At 71.2% G+C, this 18,260-nt stretch carries 15 protein-coding genes; 6 read left to right on the forward strand and 9 right to left on the reverse strand.

Going from position 1 to position 18,260, the window contains the following annotated elements:
* Nucleotides 1-47: 47 nt before the first annotated feature.
* From JYK18_RS39975 to JYK18_RS40005, 7 genes are read right to left on the reverse strand one after another with little or no spacing between them, the layout of a single operon-like run.
* A complete protein-coding gene (locus tag JYK18_RS39975; RefSeq protein WP_307796272.1) occupies nucleotides 48-1,151 on the reverse strand; it encodes a glycerate kinase in 1,104 nt (367 codons plus the stop codon).
* A 2-nt stretch (nucleotides 1,152-1,153) separates the two neighbouring features.
* Nucleotides 1,154-2,929, reverse strand: coding sequence for a glyoxylate carboligase (gene gcl / locus JYK18_RS39980; protein ID WP_206809087.1), 1,776 nt, complete (start codon nucleotides 2,927-2,929; stop codon nucleotides 1,154-1,156).
* 28 nt (nucleotides 2,930-2,957) lie between these two features.
* Nucleotides 2,958-3,836, reverse strand: coding sequence for an NAD(P)-dependent oxidoreductase (locus JYK18_RS39985; protein WP_206809088.1), 879 nt, complete (start codon nucleotides 3,834-3,836; stop codon nucleotides 2,958-2,960).
* 29 nt (nucleotides 3,837-3,865) lie between these two features.
* The gene (locus JYK18_RS39990; RefSeq protein ID WP_206809089.1) at nucleotides 3,866-4,648 is read right to left on the reverse strand and encodes a hydroxypyruvate isomerase family protein; all 783 of its coding nucleotides are present in this window, start codon (nucleotides 4,646-4,648) and stop codon (nucleotides 3,866-3,868) included.
* Nucleotides 4,645-5,382, reverse strand: coding sequence for a fumarylacetoacetate hydrolase family protein (locus tag JYK18_RS39995; protein ID WP_206809090.1), 738 nt, complete (start codon nucleotides 5,380-5,382; stop codon nucleotides 4,645-4,647). Before JYK18_RS39995 ends, JYK18_RS39990 begins: the two co-directional genes overlap by 4 nt.
* A gap of 3 nt (nucleotides 5,383-5,385) precedes the next feature.
* On the reverse strand, nucleotides 5,386-8,301 hold the full coding sequence (locus tag JYK18_RS40000) for an FAD-binding and (Fe-S)-binding domain-containing protein (RefSeq protein ID WP_206809091.1): 2,916 nt from the start codon (nucleotides 8,299-8,301) through the stop codon (nucleotides 5,386-5,388).
* 28 nt (nucleotides 8,302-8,329) lie between these two features.
* Nucleotides 8,330-9,496 carry an alanine--glyoxylate aminotransferase family protein gene (locus tag JYK18_RS40005; protein ID WP_206809092.1) on the reverse strand — a complete coding sequence of 389 codons (1,167 nt, stop codon included), beginning with the start codon at nucleotides 9,494-9,496 and terminating at the stop codon, nucleotides 8,330-8,332.
* Between the two features lie 266 nt (nucleotides 9,497-9,762).
* Between JYK18_RS40005 and JYK18_RS40010 the strand changes: the two genes are divergently transcribed.
* Nucleotides 9,763-11,079, forward strand: a complete 1,317-nt coding sequence (locus JYK18_RS40010; RefSeq protein ID WP_206809093.1) for an SLC13 family permease — start codon at nucleotides 9,763-9,765, stop codon at nucleotides 11,077-11,079.
* Here the strand turns inward: JYK18_RS40010 and JYK18_RS40015 are convergent.
* Nucleotides 11,076-12,314 (reverse strand): MFS transporter, encoded by a 1,239-nt coding sequence (locus JYK18_RS40015; protein ID WP_307796273.1) that lies wholly within the window; start codon nucleotides 12,312-12,314, stop codon nucleotides 11,076-11,078. The two genes, JYK18_RS40010 and JYK18_RS40015, sit on opposite strands and share 4 nt — an antisense overlap.
* A gap of 114 nt (nucleotides 12,315-12,428) precedes the next feature.
* Here JYK18_RS40015 and JYK18_RS40020 point away from each other — a divergent pair, with 114 nt between their 5' ends.
* Both JYK18_RS40020 and JYK18_RS40025 read left to right on the forward strand, forming a co-directional pair.
* Nucleotides 12,429-13,184 (forward strand): MerR family transcriptional regulator, encoded by a 756-nt coding sequence (locus JYK18_RS40020; RefSeq protein WP_206809096.1) that lies wholly within the window; start codon nucleotides 12,429-12,431, stop codon nucleotides 13,182-13,184.
* Nucleotides 13,185-13,200: 16 nt separating this feature from the next.
* Entirely contained in the window at nucleotides 13,201-15,195 is a 1,995-nt protein-coding gene (locus JYK18_RS40025; protein WP_206809097.1) for a glycogen debranching N-terminal domain-containing protein, read from the forward strand.
* Here JYK18_RS40025 and JYK18_RS40030 read toward each other — a convergent pair.
* Nucleotides 15,170-15,844: a GntR family transcriptional regulator gene (locus JYK18_RS40030; RefSeq protein WP_206809098.1), complete on the reverse strand. Its 675-nt coding sequence runs from the start codon at nucleotides 15,842-15,844 to the stop codon at nucleotides 15,170-15,172. The two genes, JYK18_RS40025 and JYK18_RS40030, sit on opposite strands and share 26 nt — an antisense overlap.
* An 82-nt stretch (nucleotides 15,845-15,926) precedes the next feature.
* Here JYK18_RS40030 and JYK18_RS40035 point away from each other — a divergent pair, with 82 nt between their 5' ends.
* From JYK18_RS40035 to JYK18_RS40045, 3 genes are read left to right on the forward strand one after another with little or no spacing between them, the layout of a single operon-like run.
* Nucleotides 15,927-16,892, forward strand: coding sequence for a phosphoglycerate dehydrogenase (locus JYK18_RS40035; RefSeq protein WP_206809099.1), 966 nt, complete (start codon nucleotides 15,927-15,929; stop codon nucleotides 16,890-16,892).
* Nucleotides 16,892-17,641 (forward strand): hydroxypyruvate isomerase family protein, encoded by a 750-nt coding sequence (locus JYK18_RS40040; RefSeq protein WP_206809972.1) that lies wholly within the window; start codon nucleotides 16,892-16,894, stop codon nucleotides 17,639-17,641. The genes JYK18_RS40035 and JYK18_RS40040 overlap by 1 nt, the downstream gene beginning before the upstream one ends.
* Nucleotides 17,638-18,252, forward strand: coding sequence for a hypothetical protein (locus JYK18_RS40045; RefSeq protein WP_206809100.1), 615 nt, complete (start codon nucleotides 17,638-17,640; stop codon nucleotides 18,250-18,252). Before JYK18_RS40040 ends, JYK18_RS40045 begins: the two co-directional genes overlap by 4 nt.
* The last annotated feature ends 8 nt before the right edge of the window (nucleotides 18,253-18,260 follow it).

Genomic DNA, 18,260 nt, shown 5'->3' on the forward strand with positions numbered 1-18,260 from the left:
CAACCGGGGTGGGGCGTGGCACCCGGAGTTGGGTGCCAGTCAGGGGGTTAGGTGGGTTGGAGTAGGCGGGCCGAGATCTGCCTGCCGATGCGTTCCAGTAAGGGCTCGGGCTGGGTCATGCACAGGTGGGCATCCGGCTCCAGGTCGGTTAGGGCGTAGGCGGTCTCGAAGCCGGCGAGACGGAGTTGTGCTGGGGTCAGGGTGGCCTTGCCCGCAACGGCGACCACCGGGACCGAGGCGGTGCGGGCGCGCGTGGCGACGCCCAGGGCTGCCTTGCCGCGGAGGGTTTGGGTGTCCAGGGCCCCTTCGCCGGTGATTACCAGGTGGGCGTCCTTCAACACCTCGTCGAAGTTGGTTAGGTCCAGTACCAAGTCGATGCCGGGGCGTAGGGTCGCGCCCAGAGCCGCCACCAGGCCGTAGCCGACTCCGCCGGCGGCGCCGGCGCCGGGGGTGGTTCTGTGGTCGGTGCCGGTGGCGGCGTCGAGCCGATCAGCCCAGCTGGAAAGGGCGTGGTCCAGCAGCGCGACCTGCACCGGCGACGCGCCCTTCTGCGGGCCGTACACCGCGGCGGCGCCGTTTTCGCCCAGCAGGGGGTTGTCCACATCCGCGGCGATGACGAACTCCGCGCTCGCCAGGGCCGGGTGCAACCCCGACAAGTCCATTGCCAGCACCTCGGTCAGGCTTCTTCGCACCACGCGGGCGCCCAGGGCCTCCAGCAAACCGCTGCCCCCGTCGGTGCTGGCGCTGCCACCGATGCCCAGCACGATGGACCGGCAACCCGCGTCGAGGGCCGCCCGCACGACCAAGCCCGTTCCGTACGTTGACGCGGTCATCGGCTTCGGGACCCCGCCGGGCAGGGCGACCAGGCCCGCGGTCTCGGCGAGTTCGATGACCGCCACCCCGTCCCGCGCCGCGTATCGGGCGCGCATCGGGCGGCCCGTCGGGCCCTGGGCGGTGACGGCCACCTCCCGGTACCCGGCTTCGATCGCCGCCGCGGCGAAACCGTCGCCGCCGTCGGCGATGGGGACGCGCACCACCTCGGCGTCCGGGGCGCCCGCGCGGATCCCCGCGGTGAGGACGGCCGCCACCAGCGGCGCGGACAGCGAACCCTTGAACTTGTCCGGCGCGACGACCACCTTCACCCCGGGCACGCTCAGTCCAGCCCGACCGGCTGCCGCAGTTCGGCACCATCGGTCTCGGCCAGTTCCTCGAACTCGACGATCCCGTCCAGCTCCTGGCCCATCGCGATGTTCGTCACCCGCTCCAGGATGATCTCCACGACCACCGGCACCCGGTGCTCGGCCATCAGCTTGCCCGCCTCCTCGAAGGCGTCGGCGATCAGCTCCGGCTCGTGCACGCGGATCGCCTTGCAGCCCAGGCCTTCCGCCACCTTCACGTGGTCGACCCCGTACCCGCCGAGCTCGGGCGAGTTGATGTTGTCGAAGGCCAGATCGACGTGGTAGTCCATCGCGAACGCGCGCTGGGCCTGCCGGATCAGGCCGAGATAGGAGTTGTTCACCAGCACGTGGATGTAGGGCAGGTTGAACTGCGCGCCGACCGCCAGCTCCTCGATCATGAACTGGAAGTCGTAGTCACCGGACAGCGCGACCACGGTGGCGTCCGGATCGGCGACGCACACGCCCAGCGTGGCGGGCACCGTCCAGCCGAGCGGACCGGCCTGCCCGCAGTTGATCCAGTGCCGCGGGTGGTACACGCGCAGGAACTGCCCGCCGGCGATCTGCGAGAGCCCGATCGTGGACACGTACCGCACGTCGCGCCCGAACACGGCGTTCATCTCGCGGTAGACCCGCTGCGGTTTGATCGGCACCTCGTCGAAGTCGGTGCGCCGGTGCAGGGTGCGCTTGCGGTCACCGCAGGCACCGACCCAGTCCGCCCACGACGGCAGGCTCCCGGCCGCACGGCGGTCGCGGGCCGCCGCCAGCAGCTGCCGCAACGCCGCCTTGGCGTCCGAGACCACGCCGTAGTCCGGCGCGAACACCCGCCCGATCTGCGTCGGCTCGATGTCGACGTGCACGAACCGCCGTCCCGCGGTGTAGGTGTCCAGTCCGCCGGTGTGCCGGTTGGCCCAGCGGTTGCCGATGCCCAGCACGAAGTCCGAGGCGAGCAGGGTCGCGTTGCCGTAGCGGTGCGCGGTCTGCAGCCCGGCCATGCCCGCCATCAGGGGGTGGTCGTCCGCGATCGAACCCCAGCCCATCAGCGTCGGGATGACCGGCACTTCCAGCAGTTCGGCCAGCTCGACGAGCTCCTCGCTGGCGTCGGCGTTGATGATCCCGCCGCCCGCCACGATGAGCGGCCGTTCCGCGGTGACCAGGAGGTCGAGGATCTTCTCGGCCTGCGCCCTGGTCGCGGCCGGTTTGTGCACCGGGAGCGGTTCGTAGGTGTCGATGTCGAACTCGATCTCGGCGAGCTGCACGTCGAGCGGCAGGTCGATCAGCACCGGGCCGGGCCGCCCGGACCGCATCAGGTGGAACGCCTGCTGGAAGGTGCCCGGCACCTGCGCCGGTTCCAGCACCGTGGTGGCCGCCTTGGTCACCGTCGCGGCGATCGAGGCGATGTCGACCGCCTGGAAGTCCTCCTTGTGCAGCTTGGCCACCGGCGCCTGGCCGGTGATGCACAGGATCGGCGTGGAATCGGCCCACGCCGAGTACAACCCGGTGATCATGTCGGTGCCGGCGGGCCCCGAGGTCCCCACGCAGATGCCGATGTTGCCCGCCCGCGCCCGGGTGTAGCCCTCGGCCATGTGCGCCGCGCCCTCGACGTGGCGCGCCAGCACGTGCCGGATCCCGCCGTGGTCGCGCATCGCGGAGTAGAACGGGTTGATGGCCGCGCCGGGGAGGCCGAACGCCTGGGTGGCGCCCTCCCGCTCGAGGATCAGGACGGCGGCGTCGACCGCTCTCATGCGTGCCATGGCGTCTCTCCTTGGTGGACGAACGGGATCACTTGAGGCCGGACAGTTCTTCGACGAGCAACCGCAGTGCCGAGTGGTCGAGCGAGCCGTGGCCGCGGGCGCGCAGCGCGCCCATCAGCTGGGCGACCAGCGCGCCCAGCGGGATGGCCACCCCGGCTTCGCGGGCGGCCGAGGTGACGATGCCGAGGTCCTTGTGGTGCAGGTCGACGCGGAACCCCGGGGTGTAGTCGCCGGCGATCATGCCCGCCGCCTTGCGGTCGAGGATGCGGTTGCCCGCCAGCCCACCGGCCAGCACCTTGACCGCCGCCTCGGCGTCGACACCGTGCGCGTCGAGGAAAACCAGCGCCTCCGCGACCAGTTCGATGGTGCCCGCGACGATCAGCTGGTTCGCCGCCTTGACGGTCTGGCCGGAACCCGCGGGCCCGACGTGGACCACCGTCGAGCCGACCGCGTCGAGCACCGAACGCGCCGCTTCGACGTCCTCGGCGGTGCCGCCGACCATGATCGACAGAGTGCCTTCGACCGCACCGGCCTCACCGCCGGACACCGGGGCGTCGACCGCCCGGAGCCCGCGCTCGACCGCCGCGCCGACGAGCCGCGCGGCCACGTCGGGCCGGATCGTGCTCGCGTCGATCCACAGGCTGCCCGGCCGGGCGTTCGCGAGGAGTTCCTCCGCGACGCCTTCGACGTCCGGCGAGTCCGGCAGCATGGTGAGCACCACGTCGGCGCCGCTCACCGCTTCGGCCACGCTTCCCGCGCCACGACCGCCCTGTGCGACGAGCGCGTCCACCTTCTCCTTGCTCCGGTTGAACCCGATCACCCGGTACCCGGCCTTCACCAGGTTGGCCGCCATCGGACCGCCCATGATGCCGAGACCGATCACCGCGACCGTGTGCTGCTCGCTCATCTCTGCTCTCTCAATCCTTTGTAGACGGTTCAGCCGCGGAGCCAGGCGAACGGGTCCGCCGCGGCCTTGTACTCCAGGCCGACCAGCCCGGCGTAACCCGCGGCCTCGATCGCGCCGAGCCAGTCGGCCAGCGGCAGGTCGCCGGTGCCCGGCGCGCCACGGCCCGGCGCGTCGGCGATCTGCACGTGGCCGACCCGGCCGGTGTGGGCCGCGATCACGGCCGGGACGTCGTCCCCGTTGACCGCGAGGTGGTAGAAGTCGGCCAGCAGGCGCACGTTGTCCGCACCGACCCGGTCGAGCACCGCGACCGCGTCCGCGGCGGTTTTGAGCGGGTACGCCTCGATCCCGCTCACCGGCTCGACCACGATCTGGCCGCCGAACGTGCCGACCGCGTGGGCCGCGTGCGCCAGGTTCGCCACCGCGATCTCGTCCTGCCGCTCCGGCGCCACGCCGTCGATCCGGTTGCCGTACAAGGCGTTGAACGTCCGGCAGCCGAGCCGCTTGCCGATCTCCACCACCACGTCGACGTTGTCCCGCAGTTCCTTTTCCCGGCCGGGCCAGGAAACGAGCCCGCGGTCACCGGCGGGCATGTCCCCGGCGGCCAGGTTCAGGCCGGTGAGCCGGACCCCGGCGTCTTCGATCGCCTTGACAAAGCCCTCGACCTCCGCGTCCGACGGCACCGCCTCGGGGAACGGCCACCAGAACTCGACCGCGTCGAACCCGGCGGACCGGGCGGCCGCGGGGCGTTCCAGCAGCGGCAGATCGGTGAGCAGGATCGAGCAGTTCACCGTGTAGTGCAGGCCGTGCGTCATCGGGGGGTCTCCTTCATTCGGGTGGTCACCGGATTGGTCAGCGCGCCGACGCCCTCGATCTCGACGGTGACCCGGTCGCCGCCGGTCATCGGGCCGACGCCCGCCGGGCTGCCGGTCAGCACGACGTCGCCGGGCGACAGGGTGAAGTACCGCGTCACGTGGGCGAGGATCTCGCCGATCCCGAAGATCATCCGGTCGATCCCGGACCGCTGCACCCGGTCGCCGTTGCACCAGGTGGTCAGCTCCGCCGCGCCCGGCGGTTCGGTTTCGATCCACGGGCCCAGCGGGCAGAAGGTGTCGGCGCTCTTGGCCCGCGCCCACTGCCCGTCGGCCCGCCAGTCGTGCGCGGTGACGTCGTTCGCGCAGGTGTAGCCCAGGACGTAGTGGTGGTAGTCGTCCGCACGGACGTCGCGCGCCCGTCTGCCGATGACCACCGCCAGCTCGCCCTCGTACTCCAGCCGGTCCACCTCGGCGGGGCGTTCGATGGCCTGGCCGGGCCCGATCACCGAGTTGGGCGTCTTCAGGAACAACGCGGGCCGCTCGGGCCACGGCCGCCCCTTTTCCTCGACCTGGCAGGGGTAGTTGCTCCCGACGCAGACGATCGTCCGGGGGTCGCACGGCGCCAGCAGGGTCACCTCGTCCAGCCGTGCCACCAGGTTCCCGTCCCGCACGACGTCGCCTTCGAGCACGCCGGTGCCCACCCGGCCGTCGAGTTCGTAGCGGACGATGCGCATGTCTCAGCCCCGCTCCGCCACGGCCGCGCGCACCAGTTCCAGCGGGTGCCACGCGGTGCGGCCGACGCCGTGGAAGATCTGCTGGCGGCAGGAAACCCCGGTCGCCGCGACAAGCGTTTCCGCCGGTTCGGCCTCGATCGCCGGGAACAGGCGGTCACGGCCGACGGTCATCGAGGTCTCGTAGTGCTCGGCCTCGAAGCCGAACGAACCGGCCATCCCGCAGCAACCCGAGTCGATCTCGGACACCTCCAGCCCGGGGATCCGGCGCAGCAACGCCATCGTCGCGGCGGTGCCCACTTCGGCCTTCTGGTGGCAGTGCCCGTGGAAGACCACGCGCCGCCCGGCCAGCCACGAGTTCTCCGACAGCGTCAACCGGCCGTCGTCGATAGCTTCGACGAGCAGTTCCTCCACCTGCCGCACGCGTTCACCGACTTCGATGACGGCGGGCAGGTCCGGGAGCAGCGCGGCGGTTTCGTCCCGGAGCGTGAACACGCAGGACGGTTCGCAGCCCACGATCGGCGAGCCGGGCACGGTGTTCTCGGCCAGCGAGGTGACCAGCCCGGTCGCCTTCTTCTTGGCGTCGTCGAGCAGTCCCTTGGACAGGCTCGACCGGCCGCAGCACCCGCCACTGGCCAGTTCGACCGCCCAGCCCGCGGTTTCCAGCAGTTCGATGGCGGCCTTGCCGATCTGCGGTTCGGTGTAGGTGGTGAACGAGTCGGCCAGCCAGTTCACCGTGCCCGCCGAGCCGGGCGCGACCCGGCCACGGCGGCGGTGCCAGCGCAGCAGGTTGTCGCGGACGAAGGCGGGCATCGGCCGTTCCGCCTTGATCCCGATGACGCGTTCCATGATCCGGCGCACGAAGCCGATGCGGCCGGGCAGGTTCGACACCGGCGCGGTGGCCGAGCCGAGCCGGTTGAGGAAGCGGATCGAGCCGAACAACCGCGAGCGAAACGGGATCCCGTGCTCCTCGTGGTGGTGGTGCAGGGTCTCGGCCTTGAGCGCGGCCATGTCCACGCTCATCGGGCACTCGCTCTTGCACGCCTTGCACATCAGGCAGAGGTCGAGGATCTCGTGCAGCCGGTCGTCGGCGAGCGCGGCCTTCGGGTCCGGTTCGGACAGTGCCTTCACCAGTGCGTTGGCCCGGCCGCGGGTGGAGTGCTCCTCCTGCAGGGTCGCCTGGTACGACGGGCACATCACGCCCGCGGTGGTCTTGCGGCACAGCCCGATGTTCATGCACCGGTCGGCCGCGTCGCGCATGCCGCCGCCGACCACCTCGAAGGTCAGCATGGTGCGGAACGGCTGGGCCGGGGTGAGCGCGTCGCGGTCGCGCAGGTTCTCGGTCATCGGCGGCGCGTCGACGATCTTGCCGGGGTTCATCACGCCCGCCGGGTCGAACAGCGCCTTGACCCCGCGCATGGCCTCGTACAGCTCGTCGCCGAAGATCTCGCGGTTGAACTCGGACCGGGCCAGGCCGTCGCCGTGCTCGCTGGAGTTGACCCCGCCGTACTCGGCGACCAGGTCCTTGATCTTCTCCGCGACCACCCGCATGGTGTCGACCTGCGCCGGATCGGTGAGGTCGACGAACGGGCGGATGTGCAGGCAGCCCACCGAGCAGTGGCCGTAGAACCCGGCCTCCAGCCGGTGCTCGTCGAGGATTTCCTTGAACCGCGCGGTGTATTCGGCGAGGTGCTCGGGCGAGACCGCGGTGTCCTCGATGAACGCGAGTGGCCTGCGCGTGCCCTCCCCCGCCGCCATCAGCAGGCCCAGACTGGACTTCCGGACCTTGAGCAACGCGGTCTGCTCGGCCTTGGTGACCGCCTTGAGCGTGTGGTAACCGTGCCCGTTGCGTTCCCACAACGCCGCGACGTGGTCGAGCTTGGTCACCAGTTCGGCTTCGTCGTCACCGGAGAACGACACGAACAGCAAGGCCGCCGGGTCGCCGACCAGGTGGTTGCCGAGGTCGGCGTACTCGATCTTCTGCCGGGACAGGTCCAGGATGGTCTTGTCCATCAGTTCCACCTGGTGCGGATCGCACGACAGCGCGTCGCCGGTGGCGGAGATGGCCGCGTGCGTGGTCTCGAAGTGGCCCACCGCGTACACGGTCTTCTTCGGCTTGGGCACCAGATCGACCACCGCGCGGGTGGCGATGACGAGCGTGCCCTCGGCGCCCACGACGAACTTCGCCAGATCGAACGGCACGTCCCCGGTGAGCCGGTCGAGGCGGTACCCGCACGCCCGCCGCCAGAACAGCGGCATCCCGGCGGCGATCGCCTTTTCGTTGGTGTCGACCAGTTCCGGCAGTTCGCGGTAGATGCGGCCTTCGAGCGTGTCCGCCTCGGCACGGCGGCGGCGCTCGTCCTCGGTCACCGGTTCGAGCCGCGCCGTCGAGCCGTCGGACAGCACCACGTCGAGCGCGCGCACGTGGTCGATCGTCATGCCGAAGGTGAGCGAACCGCTGCCCGCCGAGTTGTTGCCGATCATGCCGCCGATGGTCGCCCGGTTGCTGGTGGAGGTGTCCGGGCCGAACATCAGCCCGTGCGCGGCGGCCGCCTGGTTGAGCTGGTCCTGCACCACCCCGACCTCGACCACCGCCGTGCGCGCCACCGGATCGATCTCCAGGATCCGGTTCATGTGCCGGGAGAAGTCGAGCACCAGACCGGGGCCGACGGTCTGGCCGGCCAGGCTGGTGCCCGCACCCCGAGGCACGACCGGGATGCCGAACTCGGCAGCGGTGCGCACGGCGGCGCTGACGTCCGCGTCGTCCACCGGGAACACCACGCCGGCCGGCATGATCGAGTACATGCTCGCGTCCCGCGAGAACAGGTGGCGCGTGTAGTCGTCGAACGCCACCTCGCCGGTCACCCGGCCGGACAGGACGTGCTCCAGCGATCGGGTGCCGAGGCTCAGCTCAGCGGTCATGGGCGGAAGTCCTCTCGCGTCGGCGGGTTCAGTTGTCCTGCAGGTGTTCGAGCGCCGCGTCGACCCCGCGCGGCTCGATCGGCACGCCGGAGAGCACCAGGCCCATCTGCACGCCGGAGAGCGTGCCCGCCAGGGTGAGGTCGTTGAACGCGCCGAGGTGGCCGATGCGGAAGATCCGGCCGGCGAGCTTGCCCAGCCCGGCGCCCAGGGACATGTCGAAGCGGTCCAGGATCACCGCCCTGACCTTGTCCGCGTCGACGTCCTCGGGCACCAGCACCGCGGTCAGCGCCCCGGAGTACTCGCGTTCGTCGAGGCACAGGACTTCCAGGCCCCAGGCCCGGACCGCGGCCCTGGTCGCGGCCGCGTGGCGGGCGTGCCGGGCGAAGACGTTCGGCAGGCCCTCGGCGTAGAGCAGGCGCAGTGCTTCCTTGAGGCCGTAGAGCAGGTTCGTGTTCGGGGTGTAGGGGAAGAAGCCGCGCTGGTTCGCCGCGAGCATCGGCTTCCAGTCCCAGAAGGTGCGCGGCAGGCGCGCGGTCTCGGACGCGGCCAGTGCCTTCTCGCTGACCGCGTTGAAGCTGAGGCCGGGCGGGAGCATGAGTCCCTTCTGCGAGCCGGAAACCGTGACGTCCACGCCCCATTCGTCGTGGCGGTAGTCGATCGAACCCAGCGACGAGATGGTGTCGACGAACAGCAGCGCCGGGTGGCCCGCCGCGTCGATCGCCGCGCGGATCTCCGGGATCCGGCTGGTCACCCCGGTCGAGGTCTCGTTGTGCACCACGCAGACGGCCTTGATCGTGTGTGCTTTGTCGGCGGCGAGCTTCTCGGCGACCACCTCCGGGCTCGCGCCGTGGCGCCAGTCGCCGGGCACGAAGTCCACCTCGAGGCCGAGGCCGCGGGCCATCTCCTGCCAGAGCGTGGCGAAGTGGCCGGTCTCGAAGCACAGCACCCGGTCACCCGGGCTCAGCGTGTTGACCAGGGCGGCCTCCCAGGCACCGGTGCCGGTGGCGGGGTAGAGCACCACCGGGCCCTCGGTGCCGAACACCGGCTTGATGTCGCGGAGCAGCTCCAGGCCCAGTTCGCCGAACTCGGGGCCGCGGTGGTCCATCGTCGCGGCCGACATCGCCCGCAGCACGGAGTCCGGCACGTTGGTCGGCCCCGGGATCTGAAGGAAGTGCCGCCCTGCCGCGTACGTCATCTGTGTCCTCCGGGATCAGGAAAAAGGAAGTTCTCCAGGCGATTTCGTCGTATTTCGCATTGCGGAAAACTTATACTGCCTAGCGAAATAGTAACCGGGACCACCCGTGCTCGTCGAGCCTCCGGAGCGAATTCCCGCAGGCGGAACCCGTGCCTTGACGCCTCGATGTGACCCGGGTAATACTCATCACACGGAATTCTTATTCCATATAGCGGAATTAGCCCGCACCGACCGCCCCCGAGTCACCGCCGATTCCAGGGAGCCCCATGTCGATACAACTCATCACCGTCGCAGCACTCGCGCTGGTGTTCCTGATCGCCACCGTGCTGCCGGTGCACATGGGCGCGCTCGCGTTCGTCGCGGCGTTCGTGGTGGGCACCGCGTTCGCCGGGGAGAGCACCGACGACATCGTCGCGGGCTTCCCCGGCGACCTGTTCGTCATCCTCGTCGGCGTCACGCTGCTCTTCGCCATCGCCAAGGGCAACGGCACGGTCGACTGGCTGGTGCACGCCGCGGTCCGGGCGGTGCGCGGGCGGATCATGCTGATCCCGTGGGTGATGTTCCTGGTCACCGCGGTGCTGACGGCGGTCGGCGCGGTGGTCCCCGCGGCGGTGGCGATCATCGCGCCGATCGGGATGAGCTTCGCTTCGCGCTACCGGATCAACCCGGTGCTGATGGGCCTGCTGATCATCAACGGCGCCAGTGCCGGCGGGTTCTCCCCGATCAGCATCTTCGGCAGCATCGTCAACGGCGTGGTCGGGCGGAACAACCTGCCGAGCAATCCGGGGCTGCTGTTCCTGTCCTCGTTCCTGTTCAATGTGGTGCTCAGCGTGGTCGTGTTCTTCCTCTTCGGCGGGCGCGAACTGCTGCGCCGCCAGCCGGAGCGCGAGCAGGCCGCGGTGCTCGCCGGTGGTGGCGGCGGTCCGGTCACCCCTGAGCCGAGCCCGCCGACCGGCGGCACCACCGGCGACGACGCCCCGCCCTCGCTCACCCGCGACGGCGTGTTCACCCTGCTCGGCCTGGCCGCGCTCGCGATCGGCGCGCTCGCCTTCGGCCTCGACGTCGGCTTCACCGCGCTGACCGTGGCGGCCCTGCTCTCGATCGCGTCACCGCACGCCGCCAAGGCCGCCGTCGGGCAGGTCGCGTGGCCCACCGTGCTGTTGATCTGCGGCATCGTCACCTACGTGTCGCTGATGGAACGCGTGGGCACCATCGACTGGCTCGGCAACCTGGTCACCGGCATCGGCTCGCCGCTGCTGGCGGCGCTGGTCATCTGCGTCATCGGCGCGATCGTGTCGGCGTTCGCCTCCACCACCGGCATTCTCGGCGCGCTCATCCCGCTGGCCGTGCCGTTCCTGCTCGCCGGGGAGATCGGCGCGGTCGGGCTGATCGTCGCCCTGTCGATCTCGTCGTCGGTGGTCGACTCGTCACCGTTCTCCACCAGCGGCGCGCTGGTGGTCGCGAACGCCCCGGCGGACCAGCGCGACCACACCTTCCGGCGGCTGATGATCTGGGGCTTCAGCATGTGCGCGGTCGCGCCCATCGCCACCTGGATCTTCTTCGTCTCCCCCGGCTGGCTCTAGATCTTCACCGGCTCAGGCCGGTCCAGCGAACGGAACACCGGCGCGAGCAGGGCGGCGATCGCGGTGGCGGCGGTGACGGCGGCGAGGATCAGGCCCGCGGTGAGCAGGCCTTCCCCCGCCGCCACCGCCGCGAGCGGCGCGCTGGTCAGCGCGGGCGCACCGAGCAGCAGGGCGTTCTGCGCCCCCAGCACGCGTCCCCGCATCTCGTCCGGGGTGGCTTCGATGGTGAGCACGCCGAGCACGGCACCGGCCGGGGCGTTGGTGAAGCCGACCAGCGCCGCGGAACCGAGCACCACCCACGGTGCGGCCAGGCTGCCGATCCCGGCGAACCCGGCCAGCGTGCCGAGCATGCCGATGACGAACCAAGTCCGCCGCCGGACGCGACCGGCGGAGGCGGCGAAGAGCGCCGACCCGAGAAGGCTGCCCGCGGCGAACGCGCTCAACGTCAGCCCCGCCAGGCCGGGCAGGTTCTCGCGGGTGAAGTACGCGGGCATGAGCGTGGTCTGCATGGCGCTGATCGCGGCCACGAACGCCGAACTGACCAGCGTGGCCCCGAGCACGATCCGGCTCCCGGCCAGGAACCGCCACGACACCAGCAGATCGCCGAAGGCCCGGCGGACCGCGCCACCGGGCGCGTCCGCGGCCGGCGTGACGGCACCGGCCCGCGGGTCGATCACCCGCGTCATCACCGCGGCGAGCAGGCTCAGCGCGGCGGTCAGGTACAGCAGCGCCGGGGTCAGCCCGAACAACGCGACGAAGAGGCCGCCGAGCCCGGGACCCGCGAGCAGCAGGAGGTTGCTCAGCGTCTCCCGGGTGGCGAGCAGCCGGTCCAGCACCACCGGCGGACCACCGCGCAGCCGGGCCACCACGGGCAGCAACGTCTCGTGCGCGGTCATGCCCGGCGCGCGGACCGCGGCGCCGAGCACCGCCATCACCAGGAACCAGGTCATGTCCAGGCCCCACAGGGCATCCACCACCGGCAGCGCGGCCACCGCCACCGCGGCGAGCAGGTCGGCGGTGCTCGACACCAGCCGCCGGTCGATCCGGTCGACGAGCAGCCCGCCGACCACCCCCACCCCGGCCGAAGTCGCCGTCGACACCGTCGCCAGCACCCCGGCGGCCAGCACGTCACCGGTCCGGTCCAGCACCAGCAGCGGCATGATCACGCCGGCGATCCCCTTGCCCAGCAACGAAAGGCCGTACGAAACCAGGTACAGCACCGGACTGCTGCGCACGGTGGCCCTCCTCCTCGGTACGCTCGGTCGGTCCGGACCAGCAGACACTCAGCCGTTGCGGCACACTCAACGGCATGTGACCCACGTCATGGGCACCTCGAGGAGGGGGCGGGAGTGGCCTGGAGTACCCGTGAGATCGCCGAACTGGCCGGTACCAGCCTGCGCGCGGTGCGGCACTACCACGAGATCGGCCTGCTGGCCGAGCCCGAACGCCGCGCCAACGGCTACAAGCGGTACGGCGTCGCGCACCTGGTCCGGCTGCTGCGCATCAAGCGCCTGACCGATCTCGGCTTCTCCCTGCCGCAGATCGCCGAGATGGGCAACGCCGACGAGCACCCCGAAGAAGCGTTGCGCGCGCTGGACACCGAGCTGGCCGAGAAGATCGACCGGCTGCAGCAGGCCCGCACCGAGATCGCCGAGGCCCTCAAGCAGCCGGGTCCGCTCGACCTCCCGCCGGACCTGGCCGCGGCCACCGCCGAAGCGAAGCTCACCGACGCCGACCGCTCGTTCGTCGTGGTGATGAGCAGGCTGCTCAGCGACTCGGCGATCGACGCGTACCAGGACATGCTGCACGCCACCGGCACCGACCACCCCAGCAACGCCGCGTTCGACGCGCTGCCCGCGGATGCCGACGAGCAGACCAAGGAAGCCCTGCTCGACAGCATGGTGCCGTACATCCTCGAAGTCCAGGCCGAGCACCAGGGCGTCAGCGAGTTCAAGGCGGCCAGCCCCCGCGAACAGCGCCTCGCCGTGCACACCATGAGGTCCGCGCTCGAAGAGCTGTACAACCCGGCCCAGCTCGACGTCATCCGCCGCCTGTCCGTCCGGCTCGCGGCCGAGGCCGCCGCAGCCGCCGAAGCCGGCGGCTGAAGCCGGGGCCGCGCCCGTGTCCGGACAGCAGCCGCTGCTGCACGACCTCGCGATCGCGCTGCGCGCGCCGACCGTGGTGCTGTCGGGCCGCGACGGGCAGCTCCGGGCCACCGGCACCCAGGGCGTGCTGCACGGCGACCGGCGGGTGCTCGGTGAAGCCGTGGTGACCGTCGACGGCCGGGAACCGGAGCCGATCGGGTTCGCCGAAACCGGTGCCGCCCGCGCCGAATTCACCGGCTTGCTCCGGGACGCGGGCACGACGGCGTGGCTGCGGCGGCGCCGGACCGCCGATGCGCGCGGCATGGTCGAAGAACTCGAACTGGACGGGACCACCCCGGCGGCCCGCGTGGTGGAGCTGACCGTGTCCGCCGACTTCGCGCCGATCGAGGAGATCAAGGGCGGCGGCTCGTGGCCACCCGCGAACGCGGTGGTGGACGCTTCGAGCGCCCGGTGGAAGTCGGGCGAACTGACCGGCACGGTGACCGCCGAGGGCGCGACGATCGAGGCCCGCGGCGAGAAGGTGGTGGTCCAGTGGACGGTCACCGCACCGGCGACCGTGCGCTGGTCGATCGAGGTGACCGACGAGAACCCGATCTTCGTGCCGGGCGCGCCCGTGCTCGCCACCCCCGAGGTCCGCGCCGACGACCGCCGGTTCACCACGTTCCTCAACCGCTCGCTGGCCGATCTCACCGGTCTGCTGCTGGCCGAACGCGAGCACCCGCGTGACGTCTTCGCCGCCGCGGGCGCGCCCTGGTACCTCACGCTCTTCGGCCGCGACAGCATCTGGGCGGCCCGCATGCTCCTGCCGGTCTCGGTGGAACTGGCCGCGGGAACCCTGCGCACGCTGGCCCGCTCGCAGGGCCGCGAACACAACCCGGCCAGCGGTGAAGCGCCCGGCAAGATCCTGCACGAACGCCGTCGCGCGGACTTCCAGTTGCGCGGTATGTCGTTGCCCGCCTGGTACTACGGCACGGTCGACGCGACGGCACTGTGGGTGTGCCTGCTCCACGACGCGTGGCGCTGGGGACTGCCCGAGGAGCGCGTGCGCGAGCTGCTGCCGAACCTGCGCGCCGCGCTGACCTGGATCACCGAACTGTCCGACACCGACGGTGACGGTTTTGCCGAGTACCTCGACGAATCCGGCCGTGGCCTGGCGAACCAGGGTTGGAAGGACTCGGCGGACGCGGTGCGCTTCGCCGACGGGCGCCACGCCGAACCACCGGTCGCGCTCGCCGAAGTCCAGGGGTACCAGCACGAGGCCGTGGTGCGCGCCGCCGAGCTGCTGTCCGCTTTGGACGAACCCGCCGACGGGCTCGCCGAATGGGCCGGAAGATTGCGGGCGCGCTTCCGTGAACGCTTCTGGGTCAACGGGTATCCCGCGCTCGCACTCGACGGCTCGAAGTCCAAAGTGGACGCGCTGACCAGCAACATCGGCCACCTGCTCGGCACCGGCCTGGTCGGCGGAACCGAGTCCGCCGCCATCGCCGGCCACCTGCTCGGCCCGGACCTGGCCGCCGGGTACGGGCTGCGGACCATGTCCTCGGCGATGGGCGGGTACTCACCGCTGAGCTACCACTGCGGGTCGATCTGGCCGCACGACACCGCGATCGTGGTGCGCGGGCTGTCGCGGGCCGGGAAGCACGCCGAAGCCGCCGGACTGGGCATGCAGCTGGTGCGCGCGGCCGGTGCCTTCGGGGACCGGATGCCCGAGCTGTACGGCGGGTTCGCCGCCGACGATTCGCCGATTCCCTTGCCCTACGGTGCTTCCTGCCGTCCCCAGGCCTGGTCCGCGGCGTCCGCGGTGGTCCTGCTGCAGGCGTTCCTCGGCCTGGAAGCCGACCTCCCGGCGGGCACGATCTCGCTCGCTCCGCCGCCCTCCCCCATCGGCGCCTTCGAGGTCCGGGGCCTGCCGATCGGCGAGGGCACGCTGGACGTGGCCGTGCGGGCGGACGGGTCGATCGCCGAACTGGTGCTGCCACCCGGCCTCAGCGCAACGACTTCCGGTCCTTGAGCGAGCGCGCCTTCGCGTTCTCGACGTGCTCGCGCATCCGCTCCGCGGCACCTTCCGCGTCGCCGCGGGTGAAGGCCTCGTGCACCGCCCGGTGTTCCCGCGCGGCGACCTCCGCGTCGGACGAACCGAGTTCGGCGTAGAGGCGGAAGCGCTGCACCGAGCCGCCCAGTGAGCGGTAGGCGCCTTCGAGGAACGGGTTGCCCGACTGCTTGGCGATGAGCGAGTGGAAGGCTTCGTCGGCCGACCAGTAGGCGCTGAAGCCGTTGGCGTCCGAGTCGGCCGCGGTCGCCATCCGGTCCACCGTGTCCAGCAGCTCGTCCAGGAACTCCGGGGTGGTCCGGCGACCGGCTTCGTAGGTGAGCGCGGGCTCGAGCACCAGCCGCGCGTCCATCAGCTTGCCCAGCTCGGCCTCGGTGAACAGCGGTGCCACGCGGTAGCCCTTGAGCGCCTCGCGGTGCACCAGCCCGGTGTGCTCCAGCCGCGCCAGCGCCTCCCGCAACGGGGTCTGGCTGACCTCCAGTTCGCGGGACAGCGCCCCGATGTTGACCGGTTCGCCGGCGTGCCACCGGCCGTCCATGAACTGCCCGAGCAGCACCTCGTACATGCGATCGGCCAGGGGCTGCCGGGTGGATCGCCGCGGGGAAGCCATCTGTGTCCCGTCCTCCTTCGTCGTGCCCAAGATAGCCGAGCCGCGCCGCTATACTATTGACACAAATCCTATAGTATTTGACATGACCCAGCGAGTACTGATCACCACCGCCTATCTCGAGCCCGGTGGCGAGGTCGACCGGCTGCTGCTCGAAGCCGGTTTCGAAACCGCGTTCGCGCCTCGGAGCGGGCCACGCCTGCGCCGGGTGATCACCGACGTGGACGCGGTCGTGGCCGGGACCGACGCCTTCACCGCCGAGGTACTCGAGGCCGCCACCCGGCTGAAGGTGCTCGGGCGCTGCGGCGCCGGGTACGACAACATCGACGTGGAAACCGCCACCCGTCAGGGAATCGCGGTCACCTTCACACCCGGCGCCAACCGCCGCTCGGTGGCCGAGCACGTGCTCGCGCTGATGCTCAACTGCGCGCGGCTGATCCCGCAGAACGTCGCCGCGGTGGCCGCGGGTGGCTGGGACCAGCGCAGCGGGCGCGAGCTGGCCGGGGCCACGCTCGGCATCGTCGGCCTCGGCTCGATCGGCAAGACCGTGGCCCGGCTGGCGCTGGCGCTCGGCATGCGCGTGGTGGCCTACGACCCGTTCCTGGACACGGATTTTGTCGCCGACACCGGGATCGAGGTGCGGTCGCTGGACGGGGTGCTCGCCGAGGCGGACTTCGTCAGCTTGCACCTGTTCCTCGACGACTCGACGCGCCGGTTGATCGACGCCCGTGCCCTCGCCCTGATGAAACCCGGCGCGTACCTGATCAACACCGCGCGGGGTGAGGTGGTCGACGAGGCAGCGCTCGCCGACGCGCTGGAGTCCGGGCACCTCGGCGGGGCCGGGCTGGACGTGGTCGAAACCGAACCGCTGCCCCCGGACAGCAGGCTGCGCGGGCTCGGCAACGCCCTCGTCACCGCGCACATCGGCGCGGCGACCGTCGAAGCCCGTTCGCGGTCCAGCCTGATGGCCACGCGCCAGGTGATCGACCTCCTCCAGGGCCGCACGCCGGACAACCTGGTCAATCCGGACTACGCGAAGGCGGTCCGGTGATGCGGTTCGCCGCCAATCTGAAGTGGCTGTTCACCGAGTTGCCGTTCGAACGACGTTTCGACGCCGCCGCCGCGGCCGGCTTCACCGGGGTCGAATGCCCGGCGCCCTATTCGGTGCCCGCGCCCGAACTGAGGCGGCGGCTCGATGACGCCGGTCTGCCGCTGGTGCTGCTCAACACGCCCGAAATCGCTTGCGCGCCAGGGCGGACGGCCGAGTTCCGCGCGGGTTTCCACCGGGCACTCGACTACGCCGCCGAACTGGACTGCGGGCTGGTGCACGTGCTCGCCGGTGCCCGGCCGGACGGCGTCGGCCAGGACCGCGCGTTCGCCCAGTTCGCCACCAACGTCGCCTGGGCCGCCGAGAATTCGCGCGGCACCGGCGTGCGGTTGGTGCTGGAGGCGCAGAACAAACGCGACTCCCCCGGTTTTGTGCTGGAAAGCCAGGCGCAGGCCGCCGCGGTGGCCGAAGCCGCCGGGCACGACCACGTCGGCCTGCTCTTCGACGTCTACCACGTGCAACTCGACGAGGGCGATCTGGTGAACCGGCTGCGGGCGTTCCTGCCGCGGGTCTTCCACGTCCAGATCGCCGATCCGCCGTCGCGCACGGAACCGGGCACCGGGGAGATCGGCTGGCCGGTCCTGTTCGCCACCCTGCGCGAAGCCGGGTACGACGGCTGGATCGGCTGCGAATACCGGCCCACCACCGGAATCGCCGACACCCTGACCCGGCTGCGGGAGCTGGCCCGGTGACCCGCGTCGCGCTGATCAGCGCCACCCCGGCGGCCATCGGCCCGGCGGTCGCGAGCCTGGCCGAGCGGTTCCCCGAGGCCGAGCCGTGGAACCTCCTGGACGACAAGCTGCTCGGGGACGCGGAGAACGGGCTCACCCCGGCACTCGCCGAACGCATGCGGCGGCTCATCGCGCACGCGTTGGCCGAGCGCGCCGACGCAATCCTGTTGACCTGCTCCCTCTACGGCGTGGTCGCGCAGGAAACACGTGCGCCGGTTCCGGTGCTGGCGCCGGACGAAGCCCTGTTCGAGCAAGCCCGCGAGCACCGGCGGATCCTGGTCCTCGCGTCCTTCGAAACCGCCCTGCGTGACTGCGTCTCGCGGTTCACCGCCGTTGCCGATTCCGAAGTGGACGGTGTGGTGGCGGCCGATGCGTTCGGCGCCAGTGGTTCCGAACTCGCGGCGGCTTTGGTCACCGCGGCCCGGCCGTACGCCGATCGCGTCGATGCCGTGCTCCTGGCCCAGTACTCACTCGCCCCCGCCGCCGCCGAACTCGCCGGCGCGCTCGGGCTGACCGTCCTTTCCGGACCCGACAGCGCCGCGGCGAAGCTGCGGTATCTTCTCTCTTATTGATGGGAAAA

It is taken from the genome of Amycolatopsis sp. 195334CR (genome assembly GCF_017309385.1).
In the GTDB taxonomy this organism is placed as follows: Bacteria; Actinomycetota; Actinomycetes; order Mycobacteriales; family Pseudonocardiaceae; genus Amycolatopsis.